Below are 15,151 nucleotides of genomic sequence, written 5' to 3'. Positions count from 1 at the left end.
AATTGTTAAAAATATGTTTTACCTAAAGAATAAAGGAGCGTGCCGAAACTAACGGCATACTCCTTTATTTTTATTATAATCCTACAATCTGCAGTGCTTTTACAGGTTGGAAATCTTCCCCTGTTTTTGCATATGTCAGCACTACTTTATCGCCTTCCTGCAAGTAAATCGCAAAAGGTGCTGTTTCTGAGCTTACAATAAAGCTTTCACCAGTTTTTGTTAAGAACGATACAATTGTGAAATCCCCTACACGTTCTTTATAAACACGGACAACTTCTGATGCCAACTGTGCTTCCTCGGCATTCGAAGAGCCATCTACCGTACTTCCACCCCTGCTGAGGGCTGTTTTATATAGTCTTAGCGCTTCGTTAGGTGTTGTACCGAATGCTGAAATTTCCGGATTAGCCGCGGAAACGATGAAATAGTTTTGTAAGAAGCCATTTGCATCTAAAACAGCCGATAGCCAGCTTGCTTCTCCGTAAAAATTATAAAGAATCGGCATTTCACCGTTCCATTCTTTTTCGATGAATTTTTTCTCAATTATATCTAGAGCCCCTTGTGAATCCATGTAGGACTCTTCCAAATTCCCCGTATAATAAGTTGCTTCACCTGAACGTGCATGTGTTAATGCATAGCCAAGCATTGAATCAACGCCCTCTTTAGGACTAGTGAAATCAGTGAAATAATACATTTCTCCATCTTCCATAAAGATTGGGCTTACATTTGCTTCTGTACCTTCATCACTCGGTAATTTTACATCCTTTTTACCGACAAGACTATTCCAAAAGCCATGGACATAGTTTCCGTAGTAACTGTTCTGTAAGCTTACTGTCTCTGGAGATACTGCGCCATCAATAAATTCCGGAACATCCGCCGTCGCAATCATTTCAGATTGACCTGTTTTTGCATCGACAAGTACAATACCTTTTACGTCAAAGCCGTTACGCGCAGAAATAAATTCCCCAAATGATCGAATGTAATAAGGATGACCATCTTCGTCGATTTCCAATTGAGGATCACCGTAAAAAATCAACGTAGGATAATTTAATCGAATGTGGCGTTCCAGATTTTTATTAAAGTAGGCCGATGGAACATAGCTCATTTCCGATTTAATAAATTTCGGATTATCACTGGAATCCGTCGCACTCATTGTGAAATAACCTGGTGTCGTTTTTCCATTGAACCATTTAAATACACCGGAAAATTCCACAGGTGCAATATACACATACTTATCATTTACTTTTTGAATTTGTAAGCTTCCTAATTCATAGTAGCTTGTGTTTGGTACTTGACCAAAGGCTTTTTTCATTTTGTTTCTTACGAATTGTGGTGGCACACTCGCCGGTGTTTTCTTCTCATCAAACGGCGAAATTTCTGTTTGCTCTTTCATTTGAGCAGATTCATATTTCTCATCAGCATTAAAAAATGGTGCACTTACTAAATAGCCTATTCCGATTATCCCACCAAGCACGATAGCCGATTTTATTTTTTGTTCAACACCGACTGCAAATATTGCCCCTGCAATCGCCACTACGGGTAATACATATAAGAATATTGTCCAGCTCAGATCAATTTTAGATATATAAACCGTTAAAAACACAGAAATAAAACTTAAAATAAATGTTGTAATCGCTAGTATGGAAAATGTTTTTGTTGATAGCTCATTATTTTTAACTTGTTTTGTTAGCGGTACTAAAAGTAATGTTATTAAAAGTGAACCAATTGCCGTTATTAGCAATAACTGTCCCATATTACTCACCTCTCTCTGTTCTATTTACGAATAAGTAAAAAAAAAGATTCATAAACATTAGGAAAAATTCATTACAGTAATAAAAAAACTATATATTACGTTTTTTGTTTGGTAAATTATTCAATAAATAGATTTATATACTATAATACGAGTGTAGTGCTATTATTCATAATCATTATTGTTTTGCCCTTTTTAATATTCTTTTAGGAGGTAAATGGATGGCTCGTAAAATACTAATTATTTTGTTCTTTGGTCTAGGTCTTTATTACGTTTTTCTTTTTCAGACGATTGATAGTTCGTTGAAGATGGTATTTAAACTGTTGCCAATGCTTTTATTAATAGCGTTGGCGTATTTAACAAAAGTTCCTGTTAAATCCCGTTATTACTGGCTTATATTAATTGGATTAATCTTCTGCGCGATTGGTGATTATACATTACAATGGTTTATCATCGGGCTGAGCTTTTTCCTAACGGGACATATTTTTTATATTTTTGCTTTCCGTTCTGTGAATAAAGCAAAAACACCGCTTTATGTGAAAATTGTTTTAGGTTTATATGGAGCTGCCATGATGATTTGGATTGCGGGGAGTCTATTCCAAAAAGGGGATACGATTTTGGCAATTGCTGTAACGGCATATATTTTAGTTATTTTGACAATGGGCTGGACTTCGTTTCGCACAGGGAGTGCATTTGCAATTATCGGTGCATTCTTATTTATTGCGTCCGATTCCATTTTGGCAATCAACCGCTTTATGTTTGATGTTGCCTATGCACATGAGCTTATTATGTTCACTTATTACGCTGCCCAGTTTTTCTTGATGCTCAGCATTGCACAATACTTCAAAATTAGTTCAAAAACCGAAATAAAGAGTGTACAATAAAAGCAATATGTATTTAGGAGGTCTTTTTCATATGAAAGAAAAAGTAATTGAACGTTTAGTACGCTATGTAAAAATCGATACACAATCAGATTTCAACTCAGACACCACACCTTCTACAATGAAGCAGTTTGATTTATTAAATGTATTAAAGGACGAATTAGCGGAGATTGGCTTAACAGAGATTACATTAGATGAAAACGGCTACCTTTTCGCAACATTGGAATCAAACACAGATAAAGAAGTCCCGACGCTTGGCTTTTTAGCACATGTTGATACAACATCCGACTATACAGGGACAAATGTACAGCCACAGCGTATCGATAACTACGATGGTGAAGCAATTACATTGAAAAATGGCTTGGTGATGGAACCAGACTACTTCCCGAATTTAAAAAACTATGTAGGCCAAACATTAATTACGACAGATGGAAATACATTACTAGGTGCAGACGATAAAGCCGGCATCGCAGAAATTATGACGGCGATGGAATACTTAGTTAACAACCCTGAAATTAAGCACGGTAAAATTCGTGTTGCCTTCACACCTGACGAAGAAATCGGGCGTGGTCCACATAAGTTCGACGTGGAAAAGTTCGGCGCAGATTATGCCTATACAATGGACGGCGGACCTTTAGGAGAATTACAATACGAAAGCTTTAATGCTGCTGGTGTAAAAGTAACGACGAGCGGCACGAATATCCATCCAGGCTCAGCAAAAAATAAAATGGTCAACTCGATTACAATGGCCATCGAGTTCCAGAACGAAATGCCAAAAGATGCCGTTCCTGAAAAAACAGACGGCTACGAAGGCTTTATTCATTTAATGCACTTTAATGGTGGCATTGAAGAATCATCGATGTCATATATTATCCGTGACCATGACCGCGCAAAATTCGAAGAGAAAAAAGCGTATATGGCAAAAGTAGGGCAAGAGATGCAAGCAAAGTATGGCAAAGAGGCAATCACTGTAGCAATTGAAGACCAATACTACAATATGGGTGAAAAAATTGAGCCCGTAATGGAAATTGTCGATATCGTAAAAGATGCCTTTGCTAAATTCGATATTACTCCAATTGTAGAACCAATTCGTGGTGGTACAGATGGTTCGCAGCTCTCATACATGGGCTTGCCAACGCCAAATATTTTTGCAGGTGGAGAAAATATGCACGGAAAATATGAATTCGTATCTGCAGAAACGATGGAAAAGGCTGCTGAAGTCATTATTGAAATCGTTCAGCTGTTTGAACAACGCAACTAAAATTAATGGAGCGATTGAATTCGCTCCATTTTTTGTACACTTAATAGACGGAAAATTATAACTATTCAGGTGGTGTGAAATGAAGGAGATATTCATTGGCATTTTAGCTTCATTATTTTTTGCTGTTACGTTTATTTTAAACCGTTCCATGGAACTGGAAGGGGGCAGCTGGCTTTGGAGCTCTTCCCTTCGTTACTTCTTTATGGTCCCCTTTTTAATAGCAATCGTGGCTATTCGAGGAAAAAATGGATTTCGTATTTTATCAACTGAAATGAAGGAAAGCCCCGTTGCATGGGTTGGATGGAGCTTTATAGGCTTTGTACTATTTTATGCCCCTCTTACATTTGCTGCTGCGTATGGACCCGGGTGGCTCGTATCGGGTACATGGCAATTTACCATTGTAGCTGGTCTACTTCTTGCACCACTTTTCCTTTCCACCATTGCCGGAAAGATAGTACGGGCAAAAATACCACTGATATCGTTAAGTATTTCGGGTATTATTTTAATCGGTATTTTTATGATACAAATTCCACAATCACAAACGGTTTCAACGAAAAGCCTTCTTCTTGGAACAATCCCTGTCATTATAGCAGCCTTTGCTTATCCACTTGGCAATCGAAAAATGATGGCACTTTGTGGCGGAAGAGTTGATCCATTCCAACGTGTGCTCGGTATGACAATTGCTTCTTTACCGATTTGGGTGCTACTCGCAGTTTATGCTTTCTTTACAGTTGGTTTACCATCTGCCAGTCAACTATACCAATCGCTTCTTGTGGCGGTATCATCCGGTGTAATTGCTACTGTATTATTCTTTATCGCTACTGACCGCGTACGACATGATCAAGGGAAACTTGCCGCTGTGGAAGCAACCCAATCCATCCAAGTACTCTTTGTTGTGATTGGTGAAATGATGTTGCTTAATGTCCCGTTACCAAAGCCACTCGCTTTAGCAGGTTTAACTGTCATCATCGTCGGATTGCTGTTACATAGTTATCATACAGTACTAGTAAATAGAAAAAGATTGCAGCTGAAAAACGAAAATGGGTAGCGACAGTTTTTGTCACTACCCATTTTTTATAATCCCCATTGCCATACGCCTGTCTGATCTTTATACATTTTAAATACATATTCCCCTACCCCTTCACGACCATATTGGTAGCGAATTTCTACTTCTGTGTCGGATAGATACGTAACACTGCGGTAAGATGCCTCTAAAAACAGCTCCCCTAAGCGATTGGCATGCGGAAATGCACTATCTTGGGCTGACAACCTTTCACTCATTGTTCCTTCTCCAAAAATCTGGTCATATAAATATAAATCGAAATATTGGTCCGGTGTATAGCCATTTGACAACTCAAAATAAATGGAATCCGTCTTATTTTGCTGTGCCAACCCTACTACTTCCCCATAAATTTTATGCACAGCGGTAATCGTTCCTGCCTGCAAAGTATTTTCAGCTGGGAAATGGTTTACTAAAAAATATTCTCGTGCATTTAATAATTGGTCATAGCCGCCTGCAATCGTATTGCCGTTTTCCTCATACAATGCCATTAGTTCCGATTGGACAGGCTTACCATTCACTGTTAGCTTGCCGTTCTGCAAAACGACCCGGTCTCCCGGCACAGCGATCACTTCATAGTAGGCATTTTCATAAATAGGCAAATGACTGCTCGTATTTGTCATCGTTCGAACAATATCGCCTGCTTTATATACAACTTCATCAAATAAATTAGATTTTCGTTCAATAACCGTATGATAAAGTTCCTCTTTCCCTGCAATTGAAAAGGAATCCTTATCGATATATTGTAAATCTGTTAATTCTTCAAGCACTGGTAGCTGTGCGAAAGCATCATAATCAATTGTTGAAAGTTGCTTTGATTTTTGAAGGGTAGCGATTTGCGCCAAATCATCAAGCGGATCATAAGGGACACCCCGCCCTTCATTTGCTGAATTTTGGGTAAAAGGAGCTGCTGTCATAAATAGGAATACCGCAACCGCTGCAACCGCTGCTGTCACCACTTGCACATGCCATGAACGCTTTGTCTTTGGTGTCGTTAAATCTTTTTTCACACGCTGTTTTATTCGGCTTTCCTGCAAGTTTGTATCACCCATCATGTCTTCCAGCTGCTTTTTAAATGGATCCATGCATCATCCCTCCATTTCCTCTTCGTTAAAAAACTCTTTTAATTGCTGCTTTGCTCGACGCAGACGCGTTTTCACCGTATTTTCATTAAGCTCTAAAAATAAGGCAATTTCCACAATCGACTGCTCGTTATAATAATATAAAATGAGTGGCTCACGGTATTTCAGTGGTAGCTGGAATAACTTTTGTTCGAGAGAAGCGAGCTGCTGTTTTTGTATAACTTCTTCATCTGCACCCTTTGTCTGTGCAAAAACCGTATCGAAGAAAACATCCTTTTTATGTTTCCACGAACGTAAATAGTCTTTTGCCCGGTTGGCAGTCATTTTAGTTAAATACGTTTTCAACGATGATTCGTTGCGAAATTGATCGCTCTTTTGATAGTATGTCAAAAATACTTCCTGTACGATATCCTCTGCGGTAGCCCAATTTTTCACGTACAAATATGCGATGCGCACTAAATAACGCGTATGCTCATCTAATATGGCGTCAAAATCTTTCATATTAGCTATTAACACCTTCTATCTTTCTATTTTCAGAACACCCCCTTTACATAAGAAGTGAACTGTTCATATGTTTTCTTTTCTGTTACCCCAAAACGATTTACTTCATAATTTGATTGCTCAATATTTGCATAGCCTTCATTTGTCGTAAAGCCGATCAATAGCCCGACTTCCTTCATCGCTTTAACCATCTCTTCATTATAATGACCGAACGGATACGCTAACGATGTCGCATTTTTAAGCGTCGCAACATTTCGTTTTAAGTCGTCTGCAATTTCAGAAGCCGACAGTTCAAGTGCTACACCAAGCCCTGTTTCACTATTGAGGCGATGCAAATCTTCTGTATGTGCTTCATAATAAAACACATCTGCTAATTGTTCCATCTCATATTCCGTAAAAAACTGAAGCGGTCCTTCACTATTAAAAACCTGCTCGCCTTCAAAACGATTCGTTCGAGAAGAGATAATATGCTGTACCGCTGTAAACCCATGTTTCTTTAAAATCGGGTAGGCATATTCCTTCGTCGATAATAAGCCATCATCAAAAGTAATAAGTACCGAATTGGTCGATAGAATCTGGCGACCTTCCAAATAATCATAAAGCTGTGCTGTTGTAATCGTTTCAAAATTCTCTTCGGCCAAAAAGACCATTTGCTGCTCAAATGATTCAACCGAAACAGTACTCACCTCTGTCACCATCTCATCTTGCGGTAAAATATGATGATACACTAAAACCGGAATACCTTCATCTATTTCAACTGATTGACTATGTATATAACCCGCACGCTCGCCAATTTTTAGAATAAACCAATCCCCTATTTCTCCCACTATCGGAAAGCGGAACCCTTGTGCAAGCTGGAGCATAACCGCGCTATCAAAGCTTGTTTCTTCATAGACAGCCACTCTTTCATCTGCCTTGACTGAACCTGTCACCTCTTTATTGACTAATGCTTGAATTTCCCGTTTTTCAACGGTTGCACTTCCCTTTTTTATAAATGCCGTTATTTTACCGAACCGCAATTCATAAAAAAGCTCATCTTCCCCTGCAATGGCAAAAGATGCACCTGGCTGCACAGTTCCAATTTCAACAAGCGCCTTCCCTTTCATATAAATTGGCTGTGCTTCTTCTATAAGAAGCACTTTTTCAAACAGATGTGTCGCTTGTTCAATTTGTAATTCATTATCCACTTGAACAACATCGTTTTCATTGGCGACAGCCCGTTCGATATTTTGACCAAAACTTTTATATTGAATTGCTATCAATAATACACAAGCAGCAAATACCCCTACAGTAATAACCTTTTTCATAATTTCCTCCGTTAGCTTTTCTTTTAAAGCAACGTACAGACGGAGAAATTCAAAATTAGTTTCAAAAAATTTTTATTTTTTTTTACAATAAAAATACCCGTATCAATTTGCTGATACGGGTAACGGGTCTTCCAAAAAGGAAGTAAACTAGATGAAAAAACAAAGGGTGAAAAACTCAGAGTCTGACACACAGTCAAACTTACATTCTAAATGAGGGGGTTTAGAATAATATTTTCTGAGCTAACTAGCTCCTGGAGAAAGCGGTTAGCTCAGACTTACTTGTACTGTATTACAAATAAGCTCTTGCTACATTTATAATGATAATGATTATCACTATCATTGTCAATATAATTCAAAAACTTTTTAAGTATTTCTAATAGAACGACGGTATTGGAACTGTTTCCATTGAAAATGAATAAAGCAACCTATACAAAATCCTAAAATCGCAATAAATGATGCGAGCGCGACCATAATTGTAAAGCTATAAGCGACGACCGGCATTTGAAAGACAAATCCTAATAATCCGCCTGCCAAACAAATGCTTGCAATCGTTGAGTTAAACTTTTGCTGAGCAACATCTTCCGGGATATAAGATTTCACATCTTTCGTTAAAAATAATTTGGCCAATCGCATAATCGGGTTAAATCCCGTAAAGATCCCAAGCAAATTTGCTACTAAAGGAATTGCCAAAAGCCAATATTGTCCCGTCACCCACGTTAATATGACGGAGAGAAAAATAGTCCACTGATTCACTCGAACTAACGGTCTAGGAATAGAAATAGGTTTTGCCATAAAAACCAACCTTTCTTATATGTTTAGTTTATCGTAGCGTTTTTCCACTCGTTTGTGAAGAGAAATGTTATAGTAAAGGTAAACAATTTTTAAGAAAAGGTGATTGAAATGCCTGCACTTTCATACGATCAAGTTCGTCAATTAAATTCTTACAGTATTTTTACGGAAGAACCAGACCGTCCATTATTTACATTGGCCAATCTTCATAAAGACTTTTATTTAACGGACTTTCGTAATTTAATGATGGGGATAACGAATGCTGCAACAGAAACTGCGGCCATTTCTCACTTTGGTCGTCGCTATGGCATGTTTGTGGCAATGCAGTTTTATATGCTGACAACTTATGATGAAATCTGGGATGGCAAGCCAGAAAATTTAAGATTCGCCATTGTTCAGGAATATGGGATACATACACTCGGTATGTATATCAACCCGAATGATTTTCGCTATGTGGAAGATGATGAGCGCGAGCGTGTGATGACGGATATTTTATATAAAACATCTGTTATTATTGGTCAATTACGTAAAACGACGTCGATTTCCCCACTTATTTTATGGGAGAACATCTTCGGGTATATGCTATGGCACTATCATACATTACTCGAGAATCCGGCACTTGCCGACCGTGCCTTTGAGGACTTAGAATTGCTTGAAGGTAAAGAGGTTTGGCGCTATTTCTCGGATAAATCCCTGTTTTTAAATTACACAGGCGGGAAAAGTCCTTCTGCACTAATTAATCAGCCAGTTAGGAAAAGCTGTTGCTTCTCGAAAGACATTCCGGGGCTAATCGCTTGCGGATTCTGCCCGATAAAATAATTTCCAATTTAAGTGTCGTTCAATAACGGCACTTTTTTAATTTAGGGTGTTGGAGCGTAGATGTTTTCTAATAAGTGAATTGCTTTTTCTAATAAAATCTGAAAAGTTCTAATAAATTTCTGAGTTGCTAATAAACTTTGCCTATGTGCTAATAAAGTGGTCAAAAGTTCAAATAAATACTAAGTACCTTCTAATAAACATTCCAAGTTTTCTAATAACCGCTTCAACTTTTCTAATATCCGTAGCAAGCACTCCCTCCTGCTTCTTCCAAACAAAAACGATGCTACATTTCATAGCATCGCTTCAAATCATTATTCATTTGCGCAATTTTTTAACGTCGTGGCAATTACTTTCACTCCATCAATTAATGCCTTTTCATCAAACGACATTTTCGGATGATGAAGACCCGGTCCAAGATTTGCACCGACACCAATCATCGTAGCCTTCAATTGTGGATTTTTTATCGTATAAAAGTGGAAGTCATCGCTACCCGGTGTGACGACGGCCTGGGCCAAACTTTGTTTTCCAAGCGCCTCAATAATTGAACGCTCTGCCAAAGCAGCCGCCTCCTTAGATACTTCTGCACCCGGTGTGACATCTAACCAGTCCGAAGCAACATCAATATCGAACATTTCTGCGATTTGCTTTAAACCTTTTTCCACATAGTTTTGCACTTTTGTCAGGACTTCATTTTTTTGAGCGCGCACATCAATCGAAAAGCTTGCATTGCCCGGAATAATATTCACACTTCCGCCATCCGCTACAATCTTCGTTAGCTTAGCGGAATACACTTCAAATGGATCAATATGAATATTTTTCAGCATGTGCTGAATCGCTACAATTACATCTATCGCATTTTTCCCTTGATGGGGACGAGCACCATGTGCATCAATTCCAGTAATTGTTCCGGATAAAAATGCAGCAGCCCCATGATAAATGGCCGGAGCAACTTTTCCTAAAGGGAGCTCTTCCATTGGACGTAAATGCACTCCAAATAAATGTGTTACATCTTCTATAACACCACGCTCAATCATTGCTAGCGCCCCACCACCTGTTTCTTCTGCAGGTTGGAAAATAAATCGAATTTTCTTCTTTAACGATTCATTCTTTAATGCATAGAGCGCCCCTAAAACGATTGATATATTTGCATCATGTCCACAAGAATGGTTCGCCTGCATCACGCCGTCTACTTCTTGCCAAAGTGCATCAATATCTGCACGAACCGCGACTGTCTCGTCACCTTGCCCGATTTCTGCGACAAGCCCTGTCACATCGTCAAACCTTTTATAGTTTACGCCCATCTCATCTAGTATTTCAGCTATTTTAGCTGTCGTATTATCTTCCTTCCAGCTTATTTCAGGATTTGCATGGAAATACTGAAACCAATCAAAAATCATTTGTTCCGTTGAATTTACTGCTAACATGAAACGCACCTCAAATATTATTTAGTATCCCTATTATACAGTACAAAATTTATATTCTACATTATTACTGCCCAATAAAGTGAAACTTCAACTGCCAAAGTTTCAAGAATCGCATAAAATTAAAAATGGCATCTATCCCAATTGCTTAATTGGATAGACACCGATAAGTTCTGAAAAAAGTATGCATATCAAAAATTATATTATAGGCTTGAGAAAAATCCATTTGGATATTGAGTACGCTCTTCATTTTCAGACACCTCTTGTTGCTCCGATGATTCGAAATCCATTTCTTCATCGAACAAATATGTCTCAAGCATTGATTTTAAAATTGTTGTCATCCACATCCACCTCTTTTAATTATTAGAATTTTTAGTTAATTTAAATAATATAATGGATTTTTAATAAAATCAACTATTATTAGCTGTTTATGCATAATTAGTATTAAATCCATCTTGTTTTGAGATAAATTAAAAGAGCGCCTGAATTTAGTATTCAAGCGCTCTTCCATATTTTAAGAAACCGCTACTTTTGATGTGGTCTCTTTATTTTTTGTCATCCATTGAATAACAAACATAATTCCAAAGGCAATCAAGCCTAATGTATCAGACATTGATTCTGGGTAAATCATTGCTAGACCTGCAGCCAATAAAACAATGCGTTCCATCCAATTTACCGGACGATACCAATAGCCGATAACCCCAACACCGATTGCAATCATACCCATTAATGCCGTAAATACTACCCAACCAATTTGCCAAACTGTTACGTCAATCATAAGCAATGCCGGTGAGAAAATGATCATATATGGAATAATGAAAGCTGCAATTGCCAGTTTAGCAGAGTTCACACCTGTACGAATCGGATCTCCACCTGAGATACCGGATGCTGCAAAGGCGGCGAGTGCGACTGGCGGTGTTATATCTGCGATAATTCCGAAATAGAATACGAAGAAATGCGCTGATAAAACTACAATAATTGGCGCTGCACTTGCTGGTACATCCGGTGCCAATAATGCAATAATAGCCGGAGCCGCAATTGTTGATGTAATAACATAGTTTGCTGTCGTCGGTGCACCCATACCTAAAATTAACGATGCAATCATTACGAAGAACAGCGTAATAATAATGCTGCCACCTGCCAGCTTAACTAAACTGTTTGCTAGTGATAGTCCTAATCCAGTCTTTACAACAACCCCTACAATGATACCCGCACATGCAGTTGCAGCTGCTACTGCCAATGCTGAACGTGCACCATCGACCAAACCGTCAACAATTTCCTTGAAACCGAATTTCACATCAGGATTAATAAACCCTACAATTATACATGCTAATATTCCGTAAAGTGCAGAATGAATAACTGGTACACCCGACATCATCAGAACAATGATTAACACGATTGGAACAAGTAAATAAATTTTCTTTAATACATTCGAACGGTCCGGCATCTCCTCATCCGTTAAACCGCGTAAGCCTAATCGTTTCGCTTCAAAATGCGTCATAATCCAGATACCAGCAAAGTATAAGACTGCCGGGATAGCAGCTGCTTTGGCGATATCCCAATACGTTACTCCACGGCCAATAAATTCAACCATTAAGAACGCGGCCGCTCCCATAATCGGAGGCATCAACTGACCACCTGTTGATGCTGAAGCTTCTACAGCACCGGCGAAGTTTTTATTGTACCCAAGACGTTTCATCATAGGGATTGTATACGCGCCCGACGTAACAACGTTTGCTACGGAGCTTCCTGAAATCGTCCCTTGCAATGCAGATGAGAATATCGCTACCTTCGCAGGACCCCCAACTAACTTTCCCGCAACTGAAATTGCCAAGTCATTGAAGTATTCCCCTACACCTGTTTTTACAAGAAACGCTCCGAATAAAAGGAACGCAAAAATAAACGTTGACGACACTGCCAATGGTGTACCTAAAATCCCATCTGTAGAGAAAAACATTAAATTAACAATGCTATCTAAGCTTTGACCACGGTGTGCCATAAATTCCGGCATATAAGGGCCATAAAATGCGTAAAGTAAAAACATTCCTGCAATAATGGCGATTGGTAATCCTACCGCTCGACGTGCCCCTTCCAATACTATAATAATTGCCAAAAGTCCCACTATGAAATCCAATGTTTCCAACTGTCCTAAACTTTGAACAAGTCGCTCATAATTCAATACCCAATAGCTACCTACAAAGATGGCAAAAAGCGCCAAAATGTAATCGTAAAATGGAATAGAGCTTTTTGATAGCTTACGACTTGCTGGGAATAATAAAAATACAAAGGTTAAGGCAAATCCTATATGCACTGTACGCTGAATTTGCGCTGGAAATTGTCCGAAAATGGCTGTATAAACTTGGAACAATGTAAATGCCAGCAAACCAAAATAGATGAAATGCTTCATTATATTTTGCGGGTTACGCTGATTCGATTCAATATCGTATTTTTCCAATAGCTGCTGTTGCTGTTCTAAAGTAAGTGCTTCATGTAGGTTTTCTGAATTTGCCGCCACTGTTTTATTAGTCATCCAATTCGACTCCTTTCATTTTGTCATATAAAGACAAGCTTTTAAGTTTTACTAAATAGGATTTCCCCGGTATTAAAAGCTCCTTTAAAGGTATAATTCTACCTTTATGCTGGAGATTCAATTTATAGTCGACATCCCCAATATGTAGCGTGAATTCTTTTAATTTAGCATCCGTATATTTAAGTTTATAGATGCCATTTTCGTAGTGAAGGGTTTGCCCTTCTTCTGCATAACTCGGCATTCCAATAGCCACATCCGAATACTCCATTGAAAGCAATTGAAATTCGTCTGTTGGAAGTGCTTGATAGCTCTCTTTTACATCTGTTAAGTGAATGGAATGCGTAAAGATCAAATGGAATACATCCTCATTTTTTAACGGCAAATAAAACGGCACCGGTTTTTCAGTTCGCGTTTCATAAAAAGTTAGGCTACGGTCAAAAGGAACAAACAAAAGAGCAATACCGAGCAAAGCAAGGATTATAAACAACCATTTTCTCATCTACATCCCTCGCTTCAAAACTCCTTTTACATTAAATAGGGGTATATATACAAAAGACCTCTGAAGCATTTTTTTGCAACAGAGGCCCTAGTTTCTCGTTACTACTTAACTTCGTCAAAGTATTTTTGAGCACCTGGGTGAACTTCAATACCGATTCCGTCTAAGCCTGTTTCAGCTTTAATGAACTCGCCTTTAGCATGACCAATTTTATCCGTGTTGTCATAAATAGCTTTAGTCATGGCATACACTAGTTCTTCCGAAAGGTCTTTATTAACTGCTAACATCGCACCTACTGATACAGCTGGAACGTCAGATTCCAAACCATATGTTCCTGAAGGGATCTTATCCACTGCATAATAAGGGTATTTCGCGATTAATTCTTTTGCTTTATCTGCTTCAACCGGTATAATAGTTACACCATTTGTTGCATTTAATGCTTCTACAGCACCGGTTGGGTAACCAGCTGTGATGAATGCTGCATCAATTTGACCTGATTGAATACCGTCAGTTGATTCACCGAAGTCTAAATTTTGCGCTTGGATATCATCTTTAATTGATAAGCCATGGATTTCTAATAATTGCTCAGCGTTTGCATAAGTACCTGAACCTGGTGCACCTACAGAAACTTTTTTACCTTTTAAGTCTGCAAATGATTTAATCCCTGAATCTGCTAATGTTACTAATTGAACTGTTTCCGGATATAAAGCACCTAATGCTACTACAGAGTCGATTTTTTGCCCTTCAAACATTAAAGTACCTTGTGTTGCATAGTATGCGATATCTGTCTGAACGAAGGCGATTTCTCCCTTGCCACCAGCTAACGCCGTCATATTAGCAGCAGAAGCCTGTGATACTTCCGCAGTTGTTTTTACCCCAGTCTCAGTTGTGATTAAGTCCGCAAATGTACCGCCTAATGGATAGTAAGTCCCTTGCGTACCACCTGTTAAAATACTTAAGTAATCAACACCATAATCTACCTCTGTATTTGAATCTCCAGTGTTAGAACCAGTATCCGTAGATGTCTCTTCATCATCACTGCCACAAGCAGCTAGCACTAACATAAATACACTTAGTACTAATACAAATAGCATATTTTTAGATTTGAACATAAAAATTCCCCCTTTACACCTAATATGGATACATTTTACATAGAATAATATTCAAAAGTCAATTAATATTTCAAAAGTCTCATTATTCCGATAATTATATTTTTCTAAAAAAACCGTAAAAATGCTGTTAAATGTAGTTTTTCAC

14 protein-coding genes are annotated in these 15,151 nt (G+C 38.3%); 4 read left to right on the top strand and 10 right to left on the bottom strand.

Annotated features, from left to right (window positions below):
* Window positions 1-73 precede the first annotated feature (73 nt).
* Entirely contained in the window at window positions 74-1,750 is a 1,677-nt protein-coding gene (locus tag H9632_RS13680; protein ID WP_191704626.1) for a hypothetical protein, read from the bottom strand.
* A 218-nt stretch (window positions 1,751-1,968) separates the two neighbouring features.
* On the opposite strand from H9632_RS13680, the gene H9632_RS13675 reads away from it, so the two are divergent.
* From H9632_RS13675 to H9632_RS13665, 3 genes are all read left to right on the top strand, one after another.
* A complete protein-coding gene (locus tag H9632_RS13675) occupies window positions 1,969-2,631 on the top strand; it encodes a lysoplasmalogenase (RefSeq protein WP_191704625.1) in 663 nt (220 codons plus the stop codon).
* A gap of 31 nt (window positions 2,632-2,662) precedes the next feature.
* The gene (pepT, locus tag H9632_RS13670; protein WP_191704624.1) at window positions 2,663-3,889 is read left to right on the top strand and encodes a peptidase T; all 1,227 of its coding nucleotides are present in this window, start codon (window positions 2,663-2,665) and stop codon (window positions 3,887-3,889) included.
* Window positions 3,890-3,968: 79 nt separating this feature from the next.
* The gene (locus H9632_RS13665; protein WP_191704623.1) at window positions 3,969-4,937 is read left to right on the top strand and encodes a DMT family transporter; all 969 of its coding nucleotides are present in this window, start codon (window positions 3,969-3,971) and stop codon (window positions 4,935-4,937) included.
* Between the two features lie 26 nt (window positions 4,938-4,963).
* Here the strand turns inward: H9632_RS13665 and H9632_RS13660 are convergent, their stop codons facing one another.
* From H9632_RS13660 to H9632_RS13645, 4 genes are all read right to left on the bottom strand, one after another.
* Entirely contained in the window at window positions 4,964-6,034 is a 1,071-nt protein-coding gene (locus tag H9632_RS13660; RefSeq protein ID WP_191704622.1) for a S26 family signal peptidase, read from the bottom strand.
* A 3-nt stretch (window positions 6,035-6,037) separates the two neighbouring features.
* The gene (locus H9632_RS13655; protein WP_191704621.1) at window positions 6,038-6,532 is read right to left on the bottom strand and encodes a sigma-70 family RNA polymerase sigma factor; all 495 of its coding nucleotides are present in this window, start codon (window positions 6,530-6,532) and stop codon (window positions 6,038-6,040) included.
* A 32-nt stretch (window positions 6,533-6,564) separates the two neighbouring features.
* Entirely contained in the window at window positions 6,565-7,839 is a 1,275-nt protein-coding gene (locus tag H9632_RS13650; protein ID WP_191704620.1) for a polysaccharide deacetylase family protein, read from the bottom strand.
* A gap of 363 nt (window positions 7,840-8,202) precedes the next feature.
* Complete coding sequence (locus H9632_RS13645; protein WP_191704619.1) at window positions 8,203-8,631, bottom strand: DUF4395 domain-containing protein; 429 nt, start codon at window positions 8,629-8,631, stop codon at window positions 8,203-8,205.
* 108 nt (window positions 8,632-8,739) lie between these two features.
* Between H9632_RS13645 and H9632_RS13640 the strand changes: the two genes are divergently transcribed.
* A complete protein-coding gene (locus tag H9632_RS13640; protein WP_191704618.1) occupies window positions 8,740-9,447 on the top strand; it encodes a Fe-S oxidoreductase in 708 nt (235 codons plus the stop codon).
* A gap of 311 nt (window positions 9,448-9,758) precedes the next feature.
* Here H9632_RS13640 and H9632_RS13635 read toward each other — a convergent pair whose 3' ends face one another.
* From H9632_RS13635 to H9632_RS13615, 5 genes are all read right to left on the bottom strand, one after another.
* Window positions 9,759-10,871, bottom strand: a complete 1,113-nt coding sequence (locus tag H9632_RS13635) for an amidohydrolase (protein ID WP_191704617.1) — start codon at window positions 10,869-10,871, stop codon at window positions 9,759-9,761.
* Between the two features lie 200 nt (window positions 10,872-11,071).
* Complete coding sequence (locus H9632_RS13630; RefSeq protein ID WP_191704616.1) at window positions 11,072-11,209, bottom strand: hypothetical protein; 138 nt, start codon at window positions 11,207-11,209, stop codon at window positions 11,072-11,074.
* Window positions 11,210-11,382: 173 nt separating this feature from the next.
* The gene (locus H9632_RS13625; protein ID WP_191704615.1) at window positions 11,383-13,398 is read right to left on the bottom strand and encodes a TRAP transporter permease; all 2,016 of its coding nucleotides are present in this window, start codon (window positions 13,396-13,398) and stop codon (window positions 11,383-11,385) included.
* The gene (locus tag H9632_RS13620) at window positions 13,391-13,897 is read right to left on the bottom strand and encodes a DUF1850 domain-containing protein (protein ID WP_191704614.1); all 507 of its coding nucleotides are present in this window, start codon (window positions 13,895-13,897) and stop codon (window positions 13,391-13,393) included. The genes H9632_RS13625 and H9632_RS13620 overlap by 8 nt, the downstream gene beginning before the upstream one ends.
* 101 nt (window positions 13,898-13,998) lie before the next feature.
* Window positions 13,999-15,006 (bottom strand): TAXI family TRAP transporter solute-binding subunit, encoded by a 1,008-nt coding sequence (locus tag H9632_RS13615; RefSeq protein ID WP_191704613.1) that lies wholly within the window; start codon window positions 15,004-15,006, stop codon window positions 13,999-14,001.
* Window positions 15,007-15,151 lie beyond the last annotated feature (145 nt).

The organism is Solibacillus merdavium (genome assembly GCF_014836935.1).
Lineage (GTDB): Bacteria > Bacillota > Bacilli > Bacillales_A > Planococcaceae > Solibacillus > Solibacillus ferritrahens.
This window is presented reverse-complemented; position numbering and strand designations above follow the sequence as displayed.